23 protein-coding genes are annotated in these 23,942 nt (G+C 43.6%); 18 read left to right on the top strand and 5 right to left on the bottom strand.

The window, feature by feature from the left end; translation table 11 throughout:
* Position 1 precedes the first annotated feature (1 nt).
* Complete coding sequence (locus tag CXM95_RS12160; protein ID WP_086297117.1) at positions 2 to 2,059, top strand: beta-galactosidase; 2,058 nt, start codon at positions 2 to 4, stop codon at positions 2,057 to 2,059.
* A gap of 91 nt (positions 2,060 to 2,150) precedes the next feature.
* Here the strand turns inward: CXM95_RS12160 and CXM95_RS12155 are convergent, their stop codons facing one another.
* Positions 2,151 to 3,665 (bottom strand): flavocytochrome c, encoded by a 1,515-nt coding sequence (locus CXM95_RS12155; RefSeq protein WP_008378933.1) that lies wholly within the window; start codon positions 3,663 to 3,665, stop codon positions 2,151 to 2,153.
* A 572-nt stretch (positions 3,666 to 4,237) separates the two neighbouring features.
* On the opposite strand from CXM95_RS12155, the gene CXM95_RS12140 reads away from it, so the two are divergent.
* Positions 4,238 to 4,960 carry a metal ABC transporter ATP-binding protein gene (locus CXM95_RS12140; RefSeq protein WP_005234801.1) on the top strand — a complete coding sequence of 241 codons (723 nt, stop codon included), beginning with the start codon at positions 4,238 to 4,240 and terminating at the stop codon, positions 4,958 to 4,960.
* A 1-nt stretch (position 4,961) separates the two neighbouring features.
* Positions 4,962 to 6,719, top strand: coding sequence for a metal ABC transporter permease subunit (locus CXM95_RS19150; RefSeq protein WP_086297052.1), 1,758 nt, complete (start codon positions 4,962 to 4,964; stop codon positions 6,717 to 6,719).
* 27 nt (positions 6,720 to 6,746) lie between these two features.
* Here CXM95_RS19150 and CXM95_RS18865 read toward each other — a convergent pair whose 3' ends face one another.
* The 3 genes from CXM95_RS18865 to CXM95_RS12125 form a co-directional block, all read right to left on the bottom strand.
* A complete protein-coding gene (locus CXM95_RS18865; protein ID WP_005234804.1) occupies positions 6,747 to 6,920 on the bottom strand; it encodes a hypothetical protein in 174 nt (57 codons plus the stop codon).
* Positions 6,921 to 7,054: 134 nt separating this feature from the next.
* The gene (locus CXM95_RS12130) at positions 7,055 to 7,915 is read right to left on the bottom strand and encodes a metallophosphoesterase (protein ID WP_005234806.1); all 861 of its coding nucleotides are present in this window, start codon (positions 7,913 to 7,915) and stop codon (positions 7,055 to 7,057) included.
* Positions 7,916 to 8,088: 173 nt separating this feature from the next.
* Positions 8,089 to 8,805 (bottom strand): hypothetical protein, encoded by a 717-nt coding sequence (locus CXM95_RS12125; RefSeq protein WP_005234809.1) that lies wholly within the window; start codon positions 8,803 to 8,805, stop codon positions 8,089 to 8,091.
* Positions 8,806 to 8,990: 185 nt separating this feature from the next.
* Between CXM95_RS12125 and CXM95_RS12120 the strand changes: the two genes are divergently transcribed.
* The 15 genes from CXM95_RS12120 to CXM95_RS12050 all read left to right on the top strand — a co-directional run bounded on the left by CXM95_RS12120 (position 8,991) and on the right by CXM95_RS12050 (position 23,230).
* Positions 8,991 to 9,761 (top strand): TatD family hydrolase, encoded by a 771-nt coding sequence (locus CXM95_RS12120; protein WP_061054395.1) that lies wholly within the window; start codon positions 8,991 to 8,993, stop codon positions 9,759 to 9,761.
* The gene (gene rnmV, locus CXM95_RS12115; protein ID WP_005234813.1) at positions 9,754 to 10,326 is read left to right on the top strand and encodes a ribonuclease M5; all 573 of its coding nucleotides are present in this window, start codon (positions 9,754 to 9,756) and stop codon (positions 10,324 to 10,326) included. The genes CXM95_RS12120 and rnmV overlap by 8 nt, the downstream gene beginning before the upstream one ends.
* Positions 10,323 to 11,210, top strand: coding sequence for a 16S rRNA (adenine(1518)-N(6)/adenine(1519)-N(6))-dimethyltransferase RsmA (rsmA, locus tag CXM95_RS12110; RefSeq protein ID WP_086297038.1), 888 nt, complete (start codon positions 10,323 to 10,325; stop codon positions 11,208 to 11,210). Before rnmV ends, rsmA begins: the two co-directional genes overlap by 4 nt.
* A gap of 118 nt (positions 11,211 to 11,328) precedes the next feature.
* Entirely contained in the window at positions 11,329 to 11,940 is a 612-nt protein-coding gene (locus tag CXM95_RS12105; protein ID WP_005225537.1) for a hypothetical protein, read from the top strand.
* A 138-nt stretch (positions 11,941 to 12,078) separates the two neighbouring features.
* Complete coding sequence (locus CXM95_RS12100; RefSeq protein ID WP_005234818.1) at positions 12,079 to 12,849, top strand: C39 family peptidase; 771 nt, start codon at positions 12,079 to 12,081, stop codon at positions 12,847 to 12,849.
* A gap of 399 nt (positions 12,850 to 13,248) precedes the next feature.
* Positions 13,249 to 14,217, top strand: coding sequence for a homoserine O-succinyltransferase (locus CXM95_RS12095; protein WP_086297022.1), 969 nt, complete (start codon positions 13,249 to 13,251; stop codon positions 14,215 to 14,217).
* Entirely contained in the window at positions 14,207 to 15,406 is a 1,200-nt protein-coding gene (locus tag CXM95_RS12090) for a MalY/PatB family protein (RefSeq protein ID WP_086297019.1), read from the top strand. The genes CXM95_RS12095 and CXM95_RS12090 overlap by 11 nt, the downstream gene beginning before the upstream one ends.
* Complete coding sequence (locus CXM95_RS12085; RefSeq protein ID WP_086297017.1) at positions 15,396 to 16,490, top strand: aminotransferase class I/II-fold pyridoxal phosphate-dependent enzyme; 1,095 nt, start codon at positions 15,396 to 15,398, stop codon at positions 16,488 to 16,490. The genes CXM95_RS12090 and CXM95_RS12085 overlap by 11 nt, the downstream gene beginning before the upstream one ends.
* Before the next feature lie 255 nt (positions 16,491 to 16,745).
* Entirely contained in the window at positions 16,746 to 17,576 is an 831-nt protein-coding gene (locus CXM95_RS12080; protein WP_086296999.1) for a MetQ/NlpA family ABC transporter substrate-binding protein, read from the top strand.
* A gap of 50 nt (positions 17,577 to 17,626) precedes the next feature.
* Positions 17,627 to 19,207 (top strand): ABC transporter substrate-binding protein, encoded by a 1,581-nt coding sequence (locus tag CXM95_RS12075; protein ID WP_016613557.1) that lies wholly within the window; start codon positions 17,627 to 17,629, stop codon positions 19,205 to 19,207.
* 72 nt (positions 19,208 to 19,279) lie between these two features.
* Positions 19,280 to 20,239, top strand: a complete 960-nt coding sequence (locus CXM95_RS12070) for an ABC transporter permease (RefSeq protein WP_005234830.1) — start codon at positions 19,280 to 19,282, stop codon at positions 20,237 to 20,239.
* Positions 20,239 to 21,069 carry an ABC transporter permease gene (locus CXM95_RS12065; protein ID WP_005234832.1) on the top strand — a complete coding sequence of 277 codons (831 nt, stop codon included), beginning with the start codon at positions 20,239 to 20,241 and terminating at the stop codon, positions 21,067 to 21,069. Before CXM95_RS12070 ends, CXM95_RS12065 begins: the two co-directional genes overlap by 1 nt.
* A 3-nt stretch (positions 21,070 to 21,072) precedes the next feature.
* Positions 21,073 to 21,951, top strand: a complete 879-nt coding sequence (locus CXM95_RS12060) for an ABC transporter ATP-binding protein (RefSeq protein ID WP_005234835.1) — start codon at positions 21,073 to 21,075, stop codon at positions 21,949 to 21,951.
* A complete protein-coding gene (locus CXM95_RS12055) occupies positions 21,951 to 22,841 on the top strand; it encodes an ATP-binding cassette domain-containing protein (protein WP_008378908.1) in 891 nt (296 codons plus the stop codon). The genes CXM95_RS12060 and CXM95_RS12055 overlap by 1 nt, the downstream gene beginning before the upstream one ends.
* A complete protein-coding gene (locus CXM95_RS12050) occupies positions 22,838 to 23,230 on the top strand; it encodes an OsmC family protein (protein ID WP_005234839.1) in 393 nt (130 codons plus the stop codon). Before CXM95_RS12055 ends, CXM95_RS12050 begins: the two co-directional genes overlap by 4 nt.
* A 54-nt stretch (positions 23,231 to 23,284) precedes the next feature.
* Here the strand turns inward: CXM95_RS12050 and CXM95_RS12045 are convergent, their stop codons facing one another.
* Complete coding sequence (locus CXM95_RS12045; RefSeq protein ID WP_008378905.1) at positions 23,285 to 23,941, bottom strand: Crp/Fnr family transcriptional regulator; 657 nt, start codon at positions 23,939 to 23,941, stop codon at positions 23,285 to 23,287.
* Position 23,942: the final 1 nt, after the last annotated feature.

Here is a 23,942-nt window from a genome sequence, read left to right as displayed (position 1 = left end):
GATGATAAGATATAACTTAGAAGAACGCTTTTTACATGGTGGGGATTATAATCCTGACCAGTGGCTAAATTATCCCGAGATCTTAGCCAAAGATTTAGAACTAATGGAAAAAGCTCATGCTAATACATTTTCCCTTGGTATTTTTGCTTGGAGTGCCTTAGAGCCAGCAGAAGGGGTGTTTCAATTTGAATGGTTAGACAAAATCATGGATCAGCTCGCCGAACGAAACAGTAACGTCATTTTAGCGACGCCAAGCGGTGCGCGTCCTGCCTGGTTGTCTAAAGCATACCCTGAAGTTCTCCGGACCAATGAAAAACGGGAAAAAATGTTACACGGTGGGCGACACAATCACTGTTTTTCTTCGCCAATCTATCGTGAGAAAGTGGCGATCATCAATCGGAAATTAGCTGAACGCTACCACGATCACCCAGCACTATTGATGTGGCATATTTCCAATGAGTATTCTGGAGATTGTCATTGTCCTATTTGCCAAGAAAACTTTCGTCAGTGGGTCAAGCAGAAGTATCAAACGCTAGCAGCTTTGAATGAGGCCTGGTGGGGACCGTTCTGGAGCCATACGATCACCGATTGGTCGCAAATCGAATCTCCTTCACCGATCGGCGAAATGCAAGTTCATGGACTAAATCTAGACTGGCATCGTTTTGTAACCGATCAGACTATTGATTTCTATGAACATGAGATCAAAGACATTCGTCGTTTGTCTCCAGATGTGCCGATCACAACGAATTTCATGGCAGATACCCGTGATTTGATTCCCTTTTATAGTCTTGATTATGGAAAATTTGCCCAGCATGTGGATGTCATTAGTTGGGACTGTTATCCTGCTTGGCATAATGATTGGGGAACGACAGCCGATTTGGCAAGTAAGGTTGGGTTTATCAATGATCAATATCGTAGCTTGAAAAAGCAACCATTTTTGATCATGGAATCAACCCCTAGTGGTGTGAATTGGCATCCAGTCAACCGCACGAAACGCCCCGGGATGCATCTGTTGTCTTCTATGCAATTTATTGCTCACGGTTCAGACAGTAATCTTTATTTTCAATGGCGAAAATCTCGAGGCTCATCTGAGAAGTTCCATGGGGCCGTCGTGGACCATGACAACGACGAGCAAAATCGTGTTTTTCAAGATGTAGCAGAAGTGGGGAAAGCCTTAGAAGAAATCAAAGAAATCAAAGGATTGCACAAAAAAGCCAAAGTGGCGATCATCTATGATTGGGATAACAATTGGGCGCTCAATGATGCGCAAGGTTTTGGTTTGGAGAGCAAACGCTACCCACAAACGTTGCAAGAGCATTATCGCTATTTTTGGGATCATGACATCGCGGTTGATGTCATCACGAAAGACCATGACTTTGATGCCTACCAATTGATCATCGCTCCGATGCTTTACCTCTTACCAAAAGAAACTATGAAAAAATTTCAACAGTATACGAAAAATGGCGGGACACTGGTTTCCACTTATTTGACGGGGATCGTGAATGAAACGGACTTGACCTATTTAGGAGGATGGACCCAAGAGTTAGAAGAACTGTTTGGTGTGTCTGTGAAAGAAATCGATACGTTATATCCGAAACAAAAAAATATGCTTTTAATGAAGGAACAGCAGTACCAAATTCATGATTATTGTAGTATTGTCCAAACAAACACCGCCCAAACGTTAGGGGTGTACGGTGCAGATTTTTATCAAGGTCAAGCTGCAGTGACCGTAAATGATTATGGTGAAGGAAGTGCCTACTATCTTGGGGGACGGACGGATCAAGCCTTTTTGGAAGACTTCTATCAAGAAGTAACACAACAGCTTCGCTTACAAAATGAGTGGGTCCGCCAAGGTTCAACGAACGTGTCGATTCAAAGTAGAGAAAGTCAGCAAGAGCAGCTCGCTCCGACTACCTATTATTTTGTGATGAATTTTTCCGAAGAAAATCAAGAAGTAGAGGTAGCAACTTCAGGAATCGACTTGCTTACAGGAAAAACGACAAACCAACTTCTTCAGTTGGCGCCTTATGAGGTGCAGATCATCAAAGTGACAGCATAAGATCAATAAAACTATTGTGTCAATTATATGAGAAAAAAGAAGTACTAACGCTGATGAAAAGCGTTAGTACTTCTTTTTTATAGAGAATGGTTTAATTTTCTTGCGCAAATTCGGCAGCTTTTGTTCCTGCTTGGCGTCCGAAGATGATGATATCGGCAACTGCATTTCCGCCAATTCGGTTTTCACCATGCAACCCACCAGTTACTTCTCCGGCTGCAAAGAGACCTGGAATGATCTCGTTATCCGTAGCGATCACTTCTGTGTTCGTGTTGATCTTCACGCCGCCCATCGTGTGGTGGATACCAGGAGCAATGGCGATGGCATAGTAAGGTCCTGTTGACAAATCGTTGTCCATTGCTGTGCTGCGTCCAAAGGCTTCGTCTTCACCAGCAGCCACACTGCTGTTCCAGGTAGCGATCGTTTCAGCAAGCGCTGCTTCTGGCATGTCCAATTCTTTTGCTAATTCTTCGATCGTGTCAGCGGATTTGACTAACCCTTGTTGCTCGTAAAAATCAATGGCTGTTACGCGTTCTTTGACACCTGCATCAAAAACTAACGTTGCCGATTTTTCAGGTAGGGCAATAATCGCTTCAGAGACTTTGTCTCGTGTTTCCATTTCATTGAAGAACCGTTCGCCTTCTTGATTGACCAAGATCGCGCCTTCTCCACGGACAGCTTCAGTGATCAACAGTGATTTAGACTGATCCACTGTTGGGTGGATTTGGATTTGCTCTAAATCAACCGTTTGTCCGCCTAACGCTTCGATCATTTTGATTCCATCACCAGTCGAACCCTCTTGGTTCGTTGTCACGTAGTCTGCCAATTCTGGTTTGTACTCGGTGATCATGTCGAAATTGGCACCGAAACCGCCTGTTGTAACGACAACTGCTTTGGCATCAATGGTTTGTTCGTTTCCTTCTACTTCAACGGTCACCCCGTTGACTTGACCATCTTCTTCATTGATTTCTTTGACATCGGCATTTACAAAAATTGGGATTTCCAATTCATGGATGTTGCGCATCAAGCCATCAACTAAGTATTCCCCAACCGCGGAACCATCAGATGGACGGTGCGTTCTTTTTTCACTCATCCCGCCAGTCGTTGTTAAGTTGTCTAAAGTGATACCCATGGAATCTAACCAATCGATCGCTTCTGCTGAATGATCCACAAAGTAGCGCAACAATTCTTCATCATTGGTGTTGTGACCGCCAGCTAATGTTTCTTCATAGAATAGATCGTTTGAATCTTCAATGCCTTCTGCTTCTTGGAATTTGGTTTCTGAAGCGTTCATTCCTGCAGAAGATTTCAATGTATTCCCACCAGAAATTGGCATTTTTTCTAAAATAACTGGGTTTGCGCCAGCTTCCTTTGCTTGGATCGCAGCGGCCATTCCAGCGCCACCCGCACCGACAATCACGACATCGTAGCTGTCTGCAAGTTCGCTAGGGTCTGTGTATTCTTGACCAGATGCAGCTGAAGTTGCATCTGTTTCTTCATTAGCAGATGAACCAGTACTTGTGCTGCTGCTTGTTTGTGAATCAGCGCCACAAGCACTCAAAGTTGCTAACGAGGTTAGGACTAATAGTGTTTGGAAAATTTTCTTCATTGTTTTTATTCCTCCTAAAACTTTTTCCAAATCAAAGACTAACATAGTTGTCATGTTATTTTTAGGTTTTGTTCGAAAAATCACATAATAATTAGAAAAGTTTAATTTATAAAGCGTTTTAGTCGAGATGAAAGGGTTTCTTGGTCATCATAAAAAAGAGTAGATTCGTGAATTTGTGGAAATAGAAGAATTACTGATTCTTTGATTTGTTTGGTATTAATCATGAAGGGAGTATGAAATGAGATTTGATTTTTCTCTTTTCTGTTATTGAAAAAAAGTACGTCACTGAGGTGCCGAGGAACGATCTCTTTTATTGAAAATAAATTAAACGCTTTGCGATCAAAAGATAGAAAGAAATTAGTGGAATCAGTATTTGTGGTCGCCAATTTTTATTCAATAAATAGAGATAGAATCTTGGGTTTCAAGAACCATTGCCAAAAAATTGCGGTGTTTCTTAAAAAAATCAAGAGAACTGTCTTGCAAAACCAATCCTTTCTTGTATAATAAAAATAAGTTAGGTCTACCTAAAAAATAAATAAACTATCCTTAACTATGGAAATGGAGTGAAAATAATGATTACTTTTTCAGAAATATCCGCAGCCTATGATGGCAATCATCAAGTGATCTCGGATTTGTCGTTTCAAGTAGAGAAACCAGCGATCGTAGGGATCATCGGACCAAATGGGGCAGGGAAGTCGACGCTGATCAAAGCGGCGTTGAAGTTGATCCCTTCCAGTGGGAACATGAGTGTCAACAAAAAAGCGTTAAAAGACTTTCAAAAGGAAATTGCCTATGTCGAACAAAAGACTGCGGTTGATTACACGTTTCCGATCACAGTCAAAGAAGTCGTATCTTTAGGCTTGTATCCTAAGATGCGCATGTTCCAAAGAATGTCGGCCAACGATTGGCAGAAAGTGACAGCCGCTCTGGCAGCGGTAGAAATGGAATCCTTTGCGGAGCGTCAGATTGGGGAATTGTCCGGTGGGCAGTTTCAGCGGGTCTTGATTGCTCGAACGTTGGTGCAAGATGCTAACTATATCTTCCTCGATGAGCCCTTTGTAGGGATCGATGCCACCAGTGAAGCGATCATCGTCGGCCTGTTGCGTAACTTGCGAGATGCCGGAAAGACGATTTTTATCGTTCATCATGATCTGGGGAAAATCACCGAATACTTTGATTACTTGGTTTTTCTCAATCAAACCCTGATCGCTGCGGGCCCAGTGAGTGAAGTCTTTACCGAAAGCAATTTGAAGCAAACATTTGGCGATGCGATCATCGTGAAAGGAGGCGTTTAACATGTTGACAAGCTTTTTTACCAGTTTAAGTAACTATCATTTCTTGCAAAATGCCTTGATCACGGCAGTCGCGATCGGAATCGTCGCAGGGGTGATCGGTTGTTTTATTATCTTACGAGGGATGTCCTTGATGGGGGATGCAATCTCTCATGCGGTCTTACCAGGGGTAGCCTTGTCTTATATCTTCGGCGTTCATTTTTTTGTCGGGGCGATCTTCTTTGGGATCTTGGCTTCCATGATTATTACCTATATCGCCAATAACAGCCTGATCAAAAGTGATACGGCGATCGGTATCACCTTTAGTTCGTTTCTAGCTTTAGGGGTTATCTTGATTGGGGTAGCAAACAGTTCGACTGATTTGTTTCACATTTTGTTTGGGAATGTGCTAGCGGTACAAGATAGCGACAAATGGCTGACGATCGCTATCGCTATCCTTGTGCTGGCAGTGATCATCCTTTTCTTCCGTCCACTGTTGATCACGTCTTTTGATCCGATGATGGCAAAGGCTTTTGGGATGAAAGTGCAAGCCTATCACTACTTATTGATGTTCTTATTAACTTTGGTTTCAGTGACAGCGATGCAAAGCGTCGGAACGATCTTGATCGTGGCTTTATTAGTCACTCCAGCAGCAACGGCTTATTTATATACAAAACAATTGAAGCATATGATGATCATCGCAGGGGTTTTAGGTGGTCTCGCCTCATTTATCGGCTTGTTTATCGGGTACAGCTTTAATATTGCCGCAGGATCAAGTATCGTTTTGACCGCAGGAGCCTTTTTCGTGATCGGTTTCTTGTTCTCACCAAAACAAAAGACCAGTCCAGTCAAGCGCTGGTCAGCGACAGCGGTTTTAGCAACGGCAGCTGTAGCCGGTGGCTTCTTTTTGGCACAGCAAAACGGACAGATGGACCAAACAGAAGGGAAACTTTCAGTAGTAGCGACCAATTCGATCATTGCTGATATTACGGAAAACATTGCCGGTGATCGAATCGATCTTCACAGTATCGTACCAGTGGGGCGTGATCCCCATGAATATGAACCTTTAGTGGAAGATGTTCGAAAAGCGACCGATGCTGATCTTATCCTTTATAACGGCTTGAATCTAGAAACTGGCGGCAATGGCTGGTTTACCAAATTGATGAACAATGCCAATAAGGTAGAAAATGAAGATTACTTTGCCGTCAGTGATGGCGTGGATGTGCTTTATTTATCTGATGATGAAGACCACAGCAAAGCCGATCCTCATGCATGGTTAAATCTAGAAAACGGCATAATCTATGCCCGTAACATCGCTCAACGCCTGAGTGAAAAGGACCCTGACAATCGCTCTTTCTATGAAGAAAACCTTGAACGCTACTTGGCTTCATTAGAAGAACTGGATCAGCAAGCGAAGGAAAACTTCCAATCGATTCCTGAAGAGAAGAAATTGATCGTCACCAGTGAGGGAGCCTTCAAATACTTCTCTAAAGCCTATGGTGTACCGTCTGCCTATATTTGGGAAATCAATACCGAAGAAGAAGGTACCCCTGCGCAAATCAAAAACTTAGTGGATCAGCTGCAAAACTCAGCCGTCGCTTCCTTGTTTGTCGAAAGCAGCGTCAATACTCGTCCAATGCAAAGTGTTTCTCGTGATGCGGGCATTCCGATTTTCGGAACCGTCTTTACCGATTCGATTGCAGAACCGGGAGAAGAAGGCGACAGCTACTATAACATGATGAAGTGGAATCTCGAGACGATTTATCAAGGCTTGAATCAATAATACAAAAACATCCTTAGCTCGTTCTGGCTAAGGATGTTTTTTCGTCGTATTTTTGTGCTGGAGAAAAGCAAAGAGATAAAATCCGCAGCCCATCAAGGCAGCAAGAAATGCGATGACAGGAAAGTACAACCCCTGACCGTAAACATAGGCTGTATAAGCAAAGAAGGCGATCAAAAACCAGAGTGTTCCTGAGATGACCATTTTTTGGTTCCTCCTAATTGTTTAAAAGTATTTATTTGGTATATTTTAACACGATAGGGGCAAAAAGAAAATCAGCGAATCGAACGTTTGCTGAAACGATTTGCTGATTTTTTCCCAATTACAACGATGAACAGTTAAGAAACGTTCAATTGCTGTTGCGGTTCTAAATGGTAATAAAGGATCTCTGGCGGGACGCCGAGTCGGGCGGGAATCTTGGTCATACCGACCCCACTGGAAACACTCAATAAGGTCTCATTTCCTAAAAGGTAGAGCCCATCGGTATATTTCAACGCGCCCTTTGTTTTCGCATAATAAAAAGGCAAGCGAATCTGCCCGCCATGGCTATGGCCAGAAAGAATCAAGTCGTAGTTTGGCAGATTGGTGATCCGAGAAACATAATCGGGTTCATGGAGCAAAAGCAGCTGCCATTCTGCTAAGGTTGCTTCATAGGTAAAACTGACTTTCGGACTTTCTATATCGATACCGACAATATTCATCGACGTCTTGTCATCAGAACCAAAAACCGACTCATTATCAAGTAAGGTAAACCCTGCATGCTGGTATATTTCCTTAACAAAGTAATGACCGTCATTCAAATGGTCATGGTTCCCCATAACTGCGATCTTACCCAGAGGCGCTTGCAATTTTTTCAGCTTTTCGATCAGTCGCTTGGTTGAACGATGCGGCCATTTTTTATAATTATCGATCAGATCCCCCGTGATGATGATCAGATCCGGCTTGTTTTGGATCGTTGATCGAATGATGCGATTCATTCGTCTTGGTTTAAACCAACGAGAAAAATGGAGATCACTGATATGGGCAATCACGATATTGCTTTCTGCTTGGTAAAGGTCATAAGCTTTTGAAATATCTAAGACGGTGCGCTTGTCTTTTTTTATGAGATAATGCCGTTGTTTGAGAAGATGCGGTTCAATAATAAAGGAGTAAACTAGCAAGCCCGTAAGGAGGAATGCAATAAGAATGAGGGTGTACATGGCGTGGCTCCTTTTTTGATTTGCTAGTTTCTAGCATAGTAGATTCTTACAAAAAAAGCAATCATACGGAAGCAAAAATAACAAAAAATATCCATCGTATTTCGCTTGATTTTTCCATTAAAAAAGATACAAAAGAAGCTGCAACAGCCTATCTTTTGTATCCTAGATCGCAATTATTTGATTTTCACCAATCGTTTGAAGCGTGCCTTGTGTTTGACAGGGATCAAAGCCATGACACAATCATAAGGGACAGAGATGATCGCCCATGCGAGACTTTTACTTGAAGCAAAGGGATAGTTTTGCTGTAAGACAAAATGGCCACTGATCAAGGCAAAACCGATACTACCGACCCACAGCCATTGCGGGTCCCAATTTGTGAAGTGCTGGAGGGCTGTGATGACAAACGGATAGCCGTAAAAGTACAATGCAGTCAAAACGAAAGTGACATTTTTGGTTAATTGACGCAAGGTCAGTAAGAAAAACAAGCCCGAAAGAACGATACCCAATGGAGGAAACAGACTAACTAAGAAGGAATAAACGATGCCCCATAAGATCATGCCTGGGCCTTTGACGAGAGCAGCTATGACAAAGACAAAAAGTAGGAATAAGAGCTGTTGCGAAAAACTTGCTGCCGTCAAAAGTCCGAAGAAACCAACCAATAACCAGTGAGAAAAAGTCGCTGTTTGATTCTTTTGTGGCGTCTGCTGCTGCAGTTTTAGCCATGTAGCAAAATTGGGGAAATCTTGCTGGAAATTTCGCTGAAAATCGCTATTGAATGCTTGATGGGCATTTTGCTGCCGATAGTAGTGATATTGATTTTTTAACGTGCCTTTAGTTGCTGCTTTTTGGCCAGAAAAAAAGCGGCCGGGATCAATTTTTGATCGTTCCATATTTCCACCTCCATACGATTTCGTTACCCTCAGTATAGAGAAAATCAGCTTCGGCGTCCTCCAACTTTGGGCGGATTTTTTTTGCTTGCTGAAAGTTTTCTTAAACTGCTGAAAAAAGCGGAGAGGATTCGTTTCTTAAACCGTCAAAATATGCTAGAGTATAGAAGGACTAAGGAGGAGATTTCATGATTTTTGATTCTCATACACATTTGAATGCAGAACAGTTTAACGAAGACATTCCCGAAACCGTCGCCCGTGCGCATGAACTAGGAGTAACGGAGATGGCGGTCGTCGGTTTCGATCAGCCAACGATTGAAAAATCGTTAGCATTAAGCAAAGAATATCCTGGCATTTACAGCATTATCGGTTGGCATCCCACCGAAGCTGGTTCTTATACCCCGCACGTAGAAACCTATTTGCAAGAGCGCTTGGAACGACCAAAAGTCGTTGCCCTAGGTGAAATCGGTTTAGACTACCATTGGATGGAAGATCCGAAAGAAGTTCAAGAAAAGGTCTTTCGTCGGCAAATGGCAATCGCTCGTGAACATCAGCTGCCCATCAGTATTCATACCCGTGAAGCCTTAGAAGATACCTATGCGATCTTAAAGGATGAAAAAGTCCAAACAATCGGTGGTATTATGCACAGCTTTAGTGGAGACGGAGAATGGGCGAAAAAGTTCTTGGATCTAGGAATGTACATTTCCTTTAGTGGTGTCGTGACCTTCAAAAAGGCCACGGAGGTACAAAAAGCTGCACTAGTCGTACCACAAGATCGGCTACTCGTTGAGACTGACGCGCCGTATTTAGCCCCTGTTCCTTATCGCGGCAAACGCAATGAACCCGGCTATACCCATTATGTGGTGGATAAAATCGCGGAGCTGCGGCAAGAAGCGGTCGCTGATGTTGCGGCCTACACGACAAAAAATGCCCACCGCTTGTTTAGGATCAATGACTGATAAACCGAAAATCGAAGAAATCATTGTCGTCGAAGGCAAAGACGACACCCGTCGATTGCAAGAAGTGTTCGAAGTAGATACGATCGAAACGATCGGTTCAGCGATCGATGATACGATCCTTGATCAAATCGAGCATGCCCAAGAGACACGAGGGGTCATCGTGTTTACCGATCCCGATTTTTCGGGAGAAAAGATCCGCAAAATCATTATGGAAGTGGTTCCGGATGCCAAGCATGCCTTTTTACCGCGCAGTCAGGCAGCACCGAAAAGCAAAGGCAGTTTGGGCGTGGAACACGCCAGCCATGAAGCATTGAAAGAAGCCTTGCGAAAAGTCGTAACCCCGATTGCTTCAAATGAAGTCAGTGAAGGAACCATTGATCGCCAACAGTTATTAGCGTATGGCTTGATCGCAGGCGCTGGAGCAAAAGAGAAACGAGAGCGGCTAGGAGATCTTTTACGCATCGGCTATACGAACGGCAAACAATTAGAGAAGCGGCTGGCAATGTTTCGTATCACCGATGCAGAGTTGGCAGAAGCTATGAAAACAGTGGAGGAAGAATTGTGAAGGAAGAACGGGATATAGCAACCCCCTCAAGAACCAAAGAGATTTTAGCGAAACATGGCTTTACCTTTAAAAAAAGTTTAGGACAAAACTTCTTAACAGAACCGAATATTTTACGGAAAATCGTAGAAACAGCAGGCATCGACGAAACGACAAACGTCATTGAGGTTGGACCTGGAATCGGTGCGCTGACCGAACAGTTGGCAAAGCAGGCCAAGCAAGTGTTGGCGTTTGAAATCGATGATCGGTTGATCCCTGTATTAGCTGATACGATGCAGCCTTACGCAAACGTAAAGATCATTCATCAAGATGTCTTGCAAGCAGACCTATCAACGACCATTCGGTCAGAATTCAGCGATACGGCTGCTTCATTAAAAGTTGTCGCAAATCTGCCTTATTATATTACTACGCCTATCATGATGCACTTTTTAGAGTCTCAGGTACCAGTAGATGAAATGGTCGTGATGATGCAAAAAGAAGTGGCTGATCGAATCTCAGCAGTTCCCGGGACCAAAGCCTATGGCTCGTTGTCGATCGCTGTGCAATACTACATGGAAGCAAAACTGGCATTCATCGTCCCGAAAACCGTTTTTGTACCCCAACCGAATGTTGATTCGGCTATTTTGAAATTGACGCGCCGTCCACAACCAGCGGTCGCAGCCACCGATGAAAAAGAGTTCTTTAAATTAACGAAAGCAGCCTTTCAGTTGCGTCGTAAAACCCTTTGGAACAATTTGCAAAATAGCTATGGAAAAGATGAAGAAACCAAACAGTGGTTGGCAGACAGTTTAGAAGCAAGTGGGATCGATCCGAAACGTCGTGGAGAAACGCTGTCGTTAGCGGAATTTGCCAAATTAAGCAATGAAATGCAAGCGCGCAAAGGATAACTTCTATAAAAACGGATGTTGAATAAACATTCGTTTTTTTGTGTCTTGACACCTTGTGGAAATACCAGTAGAATAAGCAAGACAGAACTGTCATGACACATTTAAGGAGAGAGTATAAATGAAAAATCATTCCATCCGCCATTTAACGATCGCTGCATTGTTAATCGGCATGGGGATCGTCATTCCCATGGTAATGCCCAAAATCGTCATCGGACCTGCATCTTTTACCTTAGCTAGCCATGTTCCCGTATTTGTGGCGATGTTCTTTTCACCAGCGATGGCGATCGCTGTAGCTTTAGGAACGACCTTTGGCTTTTTCTTAACACTACCACCAATCATTGCATTACGGGCATTGTCCCATGTTGTTTTTGCAGTCATCGGTGCCTTTTATTTACAGAAGCACCCAGATATTTTACTGAAAAATGGCAAACCCTCTTTATTGAATATCAAATTTCAGAGCTTTAACTTGATTATCGGACTGATTCATTCTGCCGTTGAAATGGCAGTCGTTGCCGCCTTTTACTTCACAGGAAATGTACCAGGGACAGCATTCGATGGCAATTTCTACTATTTCTTGTTCGTTTTGATGGGGATCGGTGGCTTGATCCATAGCTTGATCGATTTCAATTTGGCTTATTTTGTTGCAGGTGCCTTAAGCAAACAATTTGATATTCGTTCGTTTTCAAAAGCAAAAGGACGCTTTATTCAGAAACAGAAGAAAGCGGCATAAGCGCCAGTTTGAATAGACCCGCTGCGTAAACGGGTCTATTTTTTTGTATTCAGATTAAGAAAATACTCCTTCTTAAAACGTTTATTATAGTGAAATAATAAACAGAAATAAGTTATAATATAAAAGAGGAGGAAGTAGATGAAGAAGAAAAAGTTAAAACGGTTACTTTTAGGTATGTTCGTCTTGATGCTCTTCTTTCTGCTGATTTTTTATGACAGTAAGAATGGGCAGTCCCCCTTTGAAAAGATAGAGGATGAATTGACACTAGCACTTTCGGATGAAGAACAAACATCAGAGCCTGAATACAGTGACGTTATTCAATTGGATGTTCCGTTAGAAAATCAATTCGATGAAGTTACGTTAGGAAATGGTTGTGAAGTAACGGCTTTATCGATGCTCTTGAATTTTTACGGATTTGATACCAATAAAAATCAATTGGCAGAAGAATTAGTGTATGTCCCACTTTATGAGGATTATAATCACCATGGAGATCCGCGAGAAGGCTTTGTTGGAAACATCTATGGCGGCGATAGCGCGATGGGTGTTGACGTAGAACCGATCACTGATGTCGCCGAAAGTATTGTAAAAGAGCAATATGAAGTCGTTAGTGGACGAGACAAAAGTTTTGATGAGATCGTCAAAGTCCTGCAATCTGGGAAACCAGTTTGGATGATCGCGACGTTAGAATTACAAGTACCTACCGATGCTGATTTCTTTCAATGGAATACCCAAAATGGCGAAATCCTTGTGACTGCATTGATCCATTCGGTAGTGATCACTGGCATCGATGGTGATACGATGTATGTCAACGACCCTTATGGGCATAAGGATCGCGAAGTCAGCAAAGAAGACTTAGCAGCGATCTATGAAAAAATGGGTCAGCAATACTTATATTTAGAAGAAATCTAAGAAAAAGTCTCAACTTGCCGTTGACAGTAAATGAAAAAACAATTATAATTTTTTAAAATTAAACAAAGATTTCGATAACGTTGAAGAGAAGAGTAGCAGATCAACAAAGGTACAGAGACTCCGGTTGGTGAAAAAGGAGACATGCGGTGATCAGTGAAGATGAGCTCTGAGTTTTTTTGTTGGTTCACGCCAGCAAAACGGCATGTGCCCGTTACAGCGCCAAGTATCATAGTGTACTGTTGAGGTGTTATTTGTGAGAATAGCACGAATTAGGGTGGTAACGCGCATCAAGTCGTCCCTTTTATCCATAAGGATAAAAGGGCGGCTTTTTTTGTTTTTCACAGCCGAAACTGTTCGCTTTCTCTTCAACAAGAAATTTATCTGTAAGGGGTTGAAGCAATGCCAATCATTATTCCCAAAGAATTACCCGCTGCAGCGGTCCTGCAAAAAGAAAATGTCTTTGCCTTACTGCAGCATAAAGCGGCGAAGCAAGAGATCCGTCCCTTGAAAATCGCGATCGTCAATTTGATGCCGAAAAAGATCGCTACAGAAAATCAGTTGTTGCGTTTACTTTCCCAAAGTCCACTGCAAATTGAGGTGACTTTACTAAAAATGAAATACCACGAAAGCAAAAACACCTCTGTCGATCACATGGAAAAGTTTTATCAAGAATTTTCAGTGATCCAGCCGCAACGATTCGATGGCTTGATCATCACCGGAGCCCCAGTTGAAAAAATGGCATTCGAAGCCATTGACTATTGGCAAGAACTACAAGAAATCATGGATTGGAGTCAGACGAATTGCACTTCAGTCCTACATATTTGCTGGGGGGCACAAGCGGGGCTTTATTACCATTACGGTATCGACAAAGTGTTGTACCAAAGCAAATTGTTCGGTGTCTTCGAACAAACAGTCACGCATTTTCATCCACTGGTTCGGGGCTTTGACGACGTCTTTTATACACCACATTCGCGCTATACTGGCATCGATGATGTCCAGCTGGCCCAAGCGCCTTTAGAAATATTGGCAGCGGGCGTTGAAACAGGGCCTTCCATCTTCGTATCAGAAGATCATAAAAATGCCTTCTTGCTAGGGCATTTTGAATACCACACAACGACCTTGAATGAAGAGTACTTGCGAGACATGGAACGGGGCTTAGATACCGCATTGCCCCAAAATTACTTTGCCTATGACCGTTTAGGCGGAAAAATTACCAACCGTTGGCGGGGACATGCCTCTTTGTTTTTCAGCAATTGGATCAATGAAACCTACTTGCGAACGCCGTATGACCTGTCCGTCACGCCGACGAAAGAAGGTTACCGAATTGGCAGTGAGCCAGAAGGTCGGGTGAGTATCAATGACGACTGAGCATTTTCTCTCCCACTATGCTAGACAGCGAAAAGGCACTGATTCTTTAAAATGGGATCTTGTGGATCAACGGTTCCAAGGAGAAAAGCTTTTGCCTTTATGGGTAGCTGATATGGATTTTGCTGCACCAAAGGCAGTGGAAGAAGCCTTGCAGCAACTGGTTGCTCAAGGAACCTTTGGCTATGCGATTCCCCCCTCAGGCTATTTTTTAGCCTATCAAGCTTGGCAAGATCGCCACTGGGGGACGAAATTCGAAGAAAAATGGCTCTCGTTTTCCACAGGGGTCGTCCAATCTTTGGTTGATTTGCTTCATTGTTTCACAGAACCAGACGATGGCATCTTGATCCAGCCGCCCGTCTATTATCCCTTTTTTGACAGCATCAAAGAGACGAAAAGGCGCTTAATAGAAGCACCCTTGCAAAAGGTGGGGAATTCTTATCAAATCGATTTTGCTACTTTTGAAGGCAAAATCATTGAAGAAAAAGTGAAACTATTTATTCTCTGCTCCCCCCACAATCCAGTAGGGCGGGTCTGGCAAGAGAAAGAACTGCATCAGTTATTGGCCATTTGCCAAAAACATGAGGTTGTCGTGATCGCCGACGAGATCCATCGTGAACTGATACTCGGTGAGCAGCAATTTGTTTCAGCCGTGACAGTGGCACAGGGGTTCGGCTTTGAGAAGCTGATCGTTCTGGATTCGCCCTCAAAAACCTTCAACTTAGCAGGATTGTTACTCTCTCATGTTTGGATTCCTGATTTAGAGATGCGCAGAGCCTATCAGGCTTGGTGCCGACAATACAAGCAGACGGAAGTCAATCGTTTGGGATTGGTGGCTGCGAAAGCCGCGTATGAATCGGGGGATCAATGGCTAGATGACCTGCTTTTGGTGATTGCTGCCAATGAACAAATGGTCCGCCAGCAACTGCAAGAAGCATTTCCCAAAATTGAGCTCCTGCCATTAGAAGGAACCTATCTTCTCTGGGTCGATCTGAGGCAAGTCATCGCCAAAGAACGAACCAAGCAGGTGGTCCAAGATACTGCCGGTCTCGCAGTCGATTATGGGGAATGGTTCGCCAAAGACGGTCAGGGCATGATTCGTCTGAATCTTGCGACAACACCAACGATCATTCAAAAAGCCCTTGATCGTTTGATTGAGGCAATCAAAAAGGAGGAACGACATGACCATTGATACAGCAACTTTTCTCGCCCAATTAGGCAATCATTCGGATCAGCAAACCGGGGCGATCAGCCCGCCAATTTATCTTTCCACGACCTTTGCACATCCTGAATTGGGGCAAAGTACCGGCTATGATTATACTAGGACCAAAAATCCGACCCGGGATATTTTAGAAGCAGGCCTTGCCGAATTAGAAAAAGGGGCTCGGGCAGTAGTGACCAGCTCTGGCATGAGTGCGATCGCTTTGATTTTTGATTTATTTGCCAGCGGCAGCCGCTTTTTGGTTTCTCGTGACTTGTACGGCGGTAGCTTTCGCTATTTTGCGGAACTGGAAAATAGCAAGCGAGCCTTTTTCGATACCTTCAGTACTTTAGCCGAATTAAGTGAAAAATTAACTGACGAGGTAACGGCTGTCTTCTTAGAGACCCCGACGAATCCTTTGATGACCGTGACGGATATTGCTGAAACCGCCAAGCTTGCTCACGAACAGGGGGCGCTATTGATCGTAGATAATACCTTTTTGACGCCCTTACGGCAGTTGCCCTTAGAAGATGGCGCGGATCTAGTGATCCATTCAGGTACCAAGTTCTTATCTGGTCACAATGATATTTTGGCAGGCGTCGTCATCGCAAAAGATGCGCAGCTGGGGGAGCGTTTGAACTATTTAGCCAATACTTCTGGCCCTACCTTGAGCAGCTTTGATACGTGGTTATTTATTCGTAGTTTAAAGACGCTGCCATTGCGCTTTGAACGGCAGGAAGCCAACGCCAAGGAAGTCGGCCGCTTTTTACGAGCCCATCCGGCGATCAAAGAGGTGCTTTATCCGAACGCCGGCGCGATGATCAGTATTCGGGTGCTTGATGAAACCAAAATCAGCGGCTTTTTAGCAGCATTACAGGTCTTTACCTTTGCGGAAAGCCTAGGTGGTGTGGAAAGTCTCATCACGTATCCAACGACACAGACCCACGCGGATATTCCTCAAGAGGTACGAGAATCTTATGGGTTGACGCCGGATCTTTTACGGATCTCCATTGGGATCGAAAGTAGTAAAGATTTGATCGATGACTTAGAAAATGCACTGAAGATATTCAAATAACCCGACCACAGATCAGCTAGTTAAAAACTTACTTTTGTAGAGTAATTTTATTGACAGTTTTAGTTGTATAGGATAAAGTTACACTACATATGAATAGTGAGTCCGATGTTTTCGGTTGACGGCAACAGGCATTTGCCATTTCTCCTTTGAAAAAACAATTTGTTTTGAGAAACAGAGGTGAAATTGGTCTAGTTGAGCAATACTTCAAGAAAACGGGACGATTGATCTGAGGAGGGAACAAAAGGGGAAAAAGGGATGAAAAGAAACGTAGTAAAGGGATTGGCAACAGGGGCTCTTGGATTGCTGGCATTGTTCAGCTTCGCCGCTTGCGGCAGCAGTCAAGCAGATGAGGAATCCACCGTTGTCAAATTGGGTGTCGTGGGTGAGCAAAACGAAGCCTGGGAACATGTGCAGGAAGAATTGAAGGAAAACGAAAATATCGACTTGCAATTGGTGAAATTCACCGATTATCGTCAGCCAATCGTGGCGCTTGAGGATGGCTCAATTGACCTTCACGCAGCATTGACGGAGATTTTTATGGACAATGTCAACGAAGAAAGTGGTTATTCCAACACGACGATTGCCTATACGACATTAAACCCACTTGGTATTTATTCCGATAAAATCACCGATGTCAACGAATTGGCAGATGGTGCTACGGTGGCTTTACCCAATGATGTCTCAAATGAGAGCCGTGCACTATTACTCTTACAGACCGCCGGTTTGATCACTTTGGATGAATCAAAAGGTTTACTGCCAACAACCAGTGATGTCATTGACAATCCCAAAGCCCTGAAATTTGAGCTACTTGACTCCAATCAAACTGCTCGGGCAATGACCGATGTCGACATTTCTTTGATCAATAATGGCATGGCCGTCGATGCTGGTTTGGTTCCTACAGAAGATGCGATTTTCTTAGAACCTGTGGCTGATTCCTCCAAGCCTTATTATAATGTGATCGCTGCGCGAGCAGACGAAGCAGACAATGACGTTTACCAAACGGTCGTTCGATATTATCAGACCGATGAAGTAAAAGCAATCATCGAGGAAGTAACAAAGAAATCTAGTATACCTGTATGGGAATAGAAAGTTAAAAACGACTATTACTATATAGGAACAGGAAGTAGGATGGAAAAATGATAAATTGGAAAAAAGGTTTAGCAAGTGTTGCCGTCGTTGGACTAGGATTTGTTCTAGCAGCCTGCGGTGGATCAAATACAGAAGAAACGTCAACCAGTAGTGCAGCTGGAGCTGGGGATGATTCAACATTCACTTATGCGATCAGCGGGGACCCATCGTCCACTAACCCGATCAACACCAGTGATCGTTGGGGATTGACAGTGACAAACATGATCTATTCTCCACTAGTTACAGTGGAAGCAGACGGAACAACACAAAATGCGTTGGCAGAATCAGTGGAACCAGCTGAAGATGGCCTTTCATTGACAGTACATTTGAAACAAGATGTGAAATGGTCAGATGGCGAAGACTTTACCGCCGATGACGTTGTTTTCACATATGAACAAAAAGTCAAAAAAGAAAATGGCAATGCCGATTCCCTTTGGGTCGACGACCAACCAATCGCGATCGAAAAAGTGGATGAATACACCGTCAAATTCGTGTTGCCGACACCGAGTGCGGCAGCGATCAGCAATATTGCAACCGAAACATACATCATTCCCGAGCATATCTTTAAAGATGTTACCGACTTCTCTGTCAGTGAACTGCCTGAAAAACCAGTCGGCACTGGTCCGTATCAACTGAAAGAATACAAACGTGGTGAGTACTTTACTTTTGAAGCCAATGAAAACTATTATGGCGGCAAGCCTTCGATTCAAAATGTGACGTTGCGCATCATCGAAAGTACCGATACTGCGAAAGTCGCTTTGCAAAAAGGGGAAGTGGATGCAGCCGTTGTCTTGCCTTCAGATATTGAAGACTTAGATGATGAGCAGATCTCTGTTTATCCTTATACTGAAAACCGTGTTGGTTATCTAGGCTTGAACACTCACTCAGATGCTTTGCAAGATGTGAAAGTTCGACAAGCAGTTCTCTATGCGTTGAACAAAGATGAATTAAATCAAGCAGCATATTTAGATGAAGAGTATTATGCAACACCATATTCATTCTTGCCACCGAACAACCCATACGTCACTGATGATGTTGAAAAATATGAGACGAATGCTGAAAAAGCAAAAGAACTTTTACAAGAAGCTGGTGTGACTGATTTGTCATTGAATTTGGCTTTCAACTCAACCGATCCAGCCCAAACGATCCAAGCTACGTTGATCCAACAACAATTGCAACAAGCAGGCATAACGGTTACACTTGAAGGTGGCGATGGTACAGCGATCTTTACCGAGTTGAAGAAACCTGATTCAACGAAGTACAACTTATTCCTTGGCGGGTATATCATGGGAAATGACCCTGACTTATACGGCAGTCTATTTGAAACTGGGGGTAGTGCCAACTACTTCCAAAGCAATAGCGAAACCATTGACAATTTGTTTGCCCAAGCAGCAGTTGAATTAGACACGGACAAACGTGAAGCATTGTATGATGATTTGCAAAAGGCCATTGCTGACGAAGCGATCATTTACCCAATCGTTGACAACAAGAAAATCCTAGCGGTCAATAACCGAATTGGTAATGTAGAAGATGCAGGTTTGATCCCAATCTATACATTCGAAGATATGTCTAAATTGACAATCAAGTAAATCCATTGGCTGTGATAAAGAGGAATCTTTTTTATCACAGCTTTTTTCTATGAAAAAGAAAGTAGGTCAGTTATGTTTCGATACATTGCAAAACGAGTATTGCAAGCAATCCCTTTGCTGTTTGTGATCTCTTTTATCGTTTTTTCACTTATACATATCGCACCGTATGATGTGATCGACTCCATCACGACACCCAATATGTCGCAAGAGCAAATCGATCTTTTGCGGCAGCGCTATGGCTTGGATCAACCCTTTTTGGTTCAATATTTTCTTTGGATCAGAAATATTCTTACCGGTAATCTTGGCTTTTCTTTGGTGTCTCAAAGTAGTATTTCACAAGAACTTGCGACTCGGATTCCCAATACCATGCGCCTAGTGATCCCCGCTTATTTGACTGCCTTGTTGTTGGCCATCATTTTGGGCCTGTTGGCTGCTGCCAACAAAGGAAAGATTTGGGATCGGATCATTGACGCTGTGGCATCTCTAGGAATCGCTGTGCCGACCTTCTGGTTTGCGATGATCTTGATTTATGTGTTTGGTTACTTATTAAATATGTTTCCAATCATTGGCATGTATACGGTCGGTAAAGAAGGGGATTTTGGCGATTTTCTGCAGCATTTTATTTTGCCTTATACCACATTGACAGTCGCCTTCTTTCCAGATTTGACGCGGTATATCCGCGCATCAGCGACACAACAAGTTTCAGAAGACTACGTGATGGTGCAACGGGCATTTCATGCCAGCAAATGGCAGATTTTCAGCCGTCATATTAGTCGAAATATTTTGATTCCCGTTGTCACCCAAATCGGCTTGGCGTTGCCGATGTTAGTTACCGGTGCGATCATTACAGAAACGATCTACGGCTGGCCGGGCGTCGGCCCTTACTTGATGAGTGCGACGAAAAGCCTCGATTATCCTGTGATCATGGCCATCATGCTGTTGTCAGCAACACTGGTCATCTTAGGGAATTTGTTAGCGGATGTATTATACTCCGTGGTTGATCCACGTATCCGTAAAGGAGGGAGTAAGTAATGAAACGTTTCAAAAAAATCAGTGAAGTCATGCTTGCTTCGCCCATCTATACCTTTTCTGTCGTTTTCCTGACGTTATTGATTATTTTGTCGCTTGTTGCACCTTTGATCCCCATCGATCCTAATGCAACGGATGTCAGCAACATGTCACAGCCGCCGAGTTGGTCTCATTTATTTGGAACCGATGAAGTGGGGCGAGATTACTTTATTCGGGTCGTCTACGGCGGTCGGGTATCATTGTTTGTAGGTGTTTTGGCAATGATCACAGCGACGTTTATTGGGACTCTTGTCGGTCTTGTTTCTGGCTACTTTGGCGGTTGGATCGACAACCTTCTGATGCGGCTCGTCGATGTATTGTCATCGATTCCTTGGTTGGTGTTAGTGATCGTTTTGAGCGTCTTTTTACGTCCCGGACTAACCACGATTATTATTGTGATCGGCGGCTTCTCCTGGATGAACATCGCTCGTTTGATTCGTGGTGAAACGTTAGCGGCGAAAGAACGGGAATATGTCGCTTACGGGAAATTTATCGGACGTTCTTCATTTAGTATTATCGTGAAGCATGTTTTCCCAGCAGTGCTTCCTACCTTGATCGTTGCGGCATCTGCAAGTATTTCAGGAGCGATCATGACCGAATCGGCTTTGAGTTTTCTAGGCTTAGGAATACAGCAACCGATGGCTTCGTGGGGCAGTCTGTTGCAAAACGCGCAAAACAGCTTGCAGCGGGCACCATACATGGCGATTCTTCCAGGGCTCTTTGTTATTTTCACCATCTATTCCTTTAACAATATCGGCGACATGATCAAACATGTCTTGCAGAGAGAGGTGTGACCGATGAAGACAGAGTTATTAGCGATCGAAGCGTTGAATGTGACATTTCAAAGCAAAACCGGTCCGAAACCGTTAGTAAAAAATCTTGATCTGGTAATTCCTAAGGGCAAAGTCGTTGGGATCGTTGGCGAATCTGGCAGCGGCAAAAGTATGACCATGAAAAGCGTTATGGATCTTTTGCCTGATAAAGTGACCGATCACTATACCAGTTATACATTTGAAGGAGCAGCAGTTACCGATCGTCGAACATTACCGATCGCCATGATTTTTCAAGACCCGATGACTTCGTTAAATCCTTTGCGCACGATTGGCTATCATTTGATCGAAGTGATTCGCCGCTCACAAAAAGTATCGAAAAAAGCAGCACAAGAAATCGCCGTCAAAGAGTTAGAAAAAGTCGGCATACCTTTTCCAGCACAACGCATGAAACAATATCCTCATGAGCTATCTGGGGGGATGCGTCAGCGGGTGATGATTGCCATGGCTTTGTTGGCGCAACCGAAATTGCTGATCGCAGATGAACCGACAACGGCTTTAGATGTGACGATCCAAGCACAGATTTTGGCATTGATCAAAAACCTGCAAAGAGAGAACCAGCTTTCCGTCGTCCTTGTGACCCATGACTTTGGGGTCGTTGCAGGAATGTGCGACTTTATTAAAGTGATGTATCAAGGCCGAGTCGTGGAAGAAGGAACCACGGAAGAAATTTTTTATCAGCCGGAACATCCTTATACGAAACAATTATTGCAGGCGGCCCATTTAGGCGACAAGCATGCCGAATTAAAAGTCTTTGACTATCATGAGACATTGGCAGATGAACTGCAAGAAACGCAACTATCTAAGACACATCGCGTCTGGCGCAATCAGGAGGTGACAGAATAATGGAAGAACTGATTCGCGTAGAACATGCGACGAAAATCTTTCGCAGTAAAAACTGGCGCGGCACTGTCAGTGAAGTCCGAGCGGTCGAAGATGTCAGCCTTACGATCCATCGGGGCGAGACATTGGGGCTAGTGGGGGAATCTGGGAGTGGGAAAACCACTTTAGGACGCAGTATTTTAAATTTAGAGACCTTAACAAGCGGGGAGATTTTCTTTGAAGGCAAAGAGATAACAGCATTGACGGCAGAAGATCGCAAAGCAGCGTATCAGCAAATGCAGATCATTTTCCAAGATCCGTATTCATCATTGAATCCCCGTATGACAGCACTTGAACTGGTGATGGAGCCGTTGTATCATGAAACGAAAGATGCTGCTCGAGCGAAAGCCAAAGAAATCTTAGCGATCGTCGGGATCACCGGTGATGATGTTCATAAACTGCCTCGCAGTTTCAGCGGCGGACAACGGCAACGGATCGGTATCGCTCGTGCGGTGGTCAATCGCCCGGCGTTCGTCTTGTGTGACGAACCGACTTCGGCATTAGATGTCTCCATTCAGGCTCAGATCATCCAATTGCTGCTGCGTCTACAAAAAGAGTTTTCATTGTCTTATTTATTCATTTCCCATGACTTGTCCGTGATTCGTCATATCAGTGATCGAACAGCCGTCATGTATCAAGGGAAATTAGTTGAATTGGCACCTACCGACCGTTTGTTTGAAAATCCGCTGCATCCTTACACGAAGAAATTATTAGCAGCAGCTCCGATCGCTGATCCTGTGTTAGCAAGAGGTGCGATGGAACAAACGGAAATTCAAAGCACGATTACTTTGACACCATTGTATGAATGGGTCGAAGTTGAACCAGATCATTTTGTGAGGAGAGAAAAACGATGACAGTAGAAACATTGACGATCCATCAAGGAAGCGACAAATTTGAAATGACGACCCCAACTGGCAATTGGGTGTTAGCACGGGAAAAAGGCTATTCGCCAGTCCAAATGCTTGTGAGTGCGGTAGCTGCTTGCGGCGGCTATGTATACGCATCTGTCTTAGAGAATTCAAAGGTTGAAGCAGAAATCGAAAAGATCGAAGTCAGCTATGACCGAGACGACAATAAAAAAGCCCAACCAGTCAGTGCTATCCAAATTCAGTTTTATGCGAAAATCGCCGAAGCTGATCATGACAAAGCGACCCGTTGCCTAAAACTCGTTTCACCAAATTGTCCCGTGATCCAATCATTAGATCCAGCGATCGAAGTGACGGAAACGGTGACGTTTATTTAATCGAAAAAGACTTTGTGTGCCTACAACCAATAGGCGTACAAAGTCTTTTTTTGATCAATAAATAATATTCTCCCGAATAAAGTCGATATCTGTCACTAATAGTTTGCGATCGACACTTTTTAGGGCGCCAGATTCTCGTAATTTTTGCATCATTCGATTGACACTGCTGGCAGAGGTAATGCCGCAAAAGCGAGCGATCTCCTCATTGGTGACTTCAAAGTCAATCAAGACACCATCTGTTGTCTGGATTCCGAACGTTTCATAGAGCTCATTGATTTGGGTACAGACAGCACCAAATTTGCCGTTCATCAGCATTTGCTGCATCTTTTTCATCGTATCCATCAAGTTTCTCCGATAATACTCTTTGACATAATCCTGTAGCAGACGGTCACGATTGACATCTGCCCAAAATTGATCCCGCACGATTTTGTATAATTCGGCTTCTTCTGATTCAACCCGCACATTAAAAGGGGCTTCGACTTCTTGAGAAGATTCGTCTTTAAACAAAGAGACGATCTCGAAATCCGTCAAATAGCGCAAGTTGAATTCGCGCCCTTCATGGGTCACTACGCTAGTTTTGATGATGCCTTTTTTTAAAATATAGACGTACCGATCCGGGATGCCTTCATACGTCAAGTAACTCTTTTTCTTGCGGATAACGACCGGTATTGCTTGTTTTTCTAAATAATCACGTAATATCTGTTTCTCCACC

Source organism: Enterococcus sp. CR-Ec1 (assembly GCF_002850555.1).
Taxonomy (GTDB): Bacteria; Bacillota; Bacilli; order Lactobacillales; family Enterococcaceae; genus Enterococcus_D; species Enterococcus_D entomosocium.
Note: the sequence above shows the minus strand (reverse complement) of the source record. Positions and strands in the feature narration are given on the sequence as shown.

What these genes read in the sequence shown, in the direction of transcription:
- CXM95_RS12160 (WP_086297117.1), top strand. Translation starts at nt 2, where the DNA reads ATGATAAGATATAACTTAGAAGAACGCTTTTTACATGGTGGGGATTAT.
- CXM95_RS12155 (WP_008378933.1), bottom strand. Translation starts at nt 3,665, where the DNA reads ATGAAGAAAATTTTCCAAACACTATTAGTCCTAACCTCGTTAGCAACT.
- CXM95_RS12140 (WP_005234801.1), top strand. Translation starts at nt 4,238, where the DNA reads ATGATTACTTTTTCAGAAATATCCGCAGCCTATGATGGCAATCATCAA.
- CXM95_RS19150 (WP_086297052.1), top strand. Translation starts at nt 4,962, where the DNA reads ATGTTGACAAGCTTTTTTACCAGTTTAAGTAACTATCATTTCTTGCAA.
- CXM95_RS18865 (WP_005234804.1), bottom strand. Translation starts at nt 6,920, where the DNA reads ATGGTCATCTCAGGAACACTCTGGTTTTTGATCGCCTTCTTTGCTTAT.
- CXM95_RS12130 (WP_005234806.1), bottom strand. Translation starts at nt 7,915, where the DNA reads ATGTACACCCTCATTCTTATTGCATTCCTCCTTACGGGCTTGCTAGTT.
- CXM95_RS12125 (WP_005234809.1), bottom strand. Translation starts at nt 8,805, where the DNA reads ATGGAACGATCAAAAATTGATCCCGGCCGCTTTTTTTCTGGCCAAAAA.
- CXM95_RS12120 (WP_061054395.1), top strand. Translation starts at nt 8,991, where the DNA reads ATGATTTTTGATTCTCATACACATTTGAATGCAGAACAGTTTAACGAA.
- rnmV (WP_005234813.1), top strand. Translation starts at nt 9,754, where the DNA reads ATGACTGATAAACCGAAAATCGAAGAAATCATTGTCGTCGAAGGCAAA.
- CXM95_RS12105 (WP_005225537.1), top strand. Translation starts at nt 11,329, where the DNA reads ATGAAAAATCATTCCATCCGCCATTTAACGATCGCTGCATTGTTAATC.
- CXM95_RS12100 (WP_005234818.1), top strand. Translation starts at nt 12,079, where the DNA reads ATGAAGAAGAAAAAGTTAAAACGGTTACTTTTAGGTATGTTCGTCTTG.
- CXM95_RS12095 (WP_086297022.1), top strand. Translation starts at nt 13,249, where the DNA reads ATGCCAATCATTATTCCCAAAGAATTACCCGCTGCAGCGGTCCTGCAA.
- CXM95_RS12090 (WP_086297019.1), top strand. Translation starts at nt 14,207, where the DNA reads ATGACGACTGAGCATTTTCTCTCCCACTATGCTAGACAGCGAAAAGGC.
- CXM95_RS12085 (WP_086297017.1), top strand. Translation starts at nt 15,396, where the DNA reads ATGACCATTGATACAGCAACTTTTCTCGCCCAATTAGGCAATCATTCG.
- CXM95_RS12080 (WP_086296999.1), top strand. Translation starts at nt 16,746, where the DNA reads ATGAAAAGAAACGTAGTAAAGGGATTGGCAACAGGGGCTCTTGGATTG.
- CXM95_RS12075 (WP_016613557.1), top strand. Translation starts at nt 17,627, where the DNA reads ATGATAAATTGGAAAAAAGGTTTAGCAAGTGTTGCCGTCGTTGGACTA.
- CXM95_RS12070 (WP_005234830.1), top strand. Translation starts at nt 19,280, where the DNA reads ATGTTTCGATACATTGCAAAACGAGTATTGCAAGCAATCCCTTTGCTG.
- CXM95_RS12065 (WP_005234832.1), top strand. Translation starts at nt 20,239, where the DNA reads ATGAAACGTTTCAAAAAAATCAGTGAAGTCATGCTTGCTTCGCCCATC.
- CXM95_RS12060 (WP_005234835.1), top strand. Translation starts at nt 21,073, where the DNA reads ATGAAGACAGAGTTATTAGCGATCGAAGCGTTGAATGTGACATTTCAA.
- CXM95_RS12055 (WP_008378908.1), top strand. Translation starts at nt 21,951, where the DNA reads ATGGAAGAACTGATTCGCGTAGAACATGCGACGAAAATCTTTCGCAGT.
- CXM95_RS12050 (WP_005234839.1), top strand. Translation starts at nt 22,838, where the DNA reads ATGACAGTAGAAACATTGACGATCCATCAAGGAAGCGACAAATTTGAA.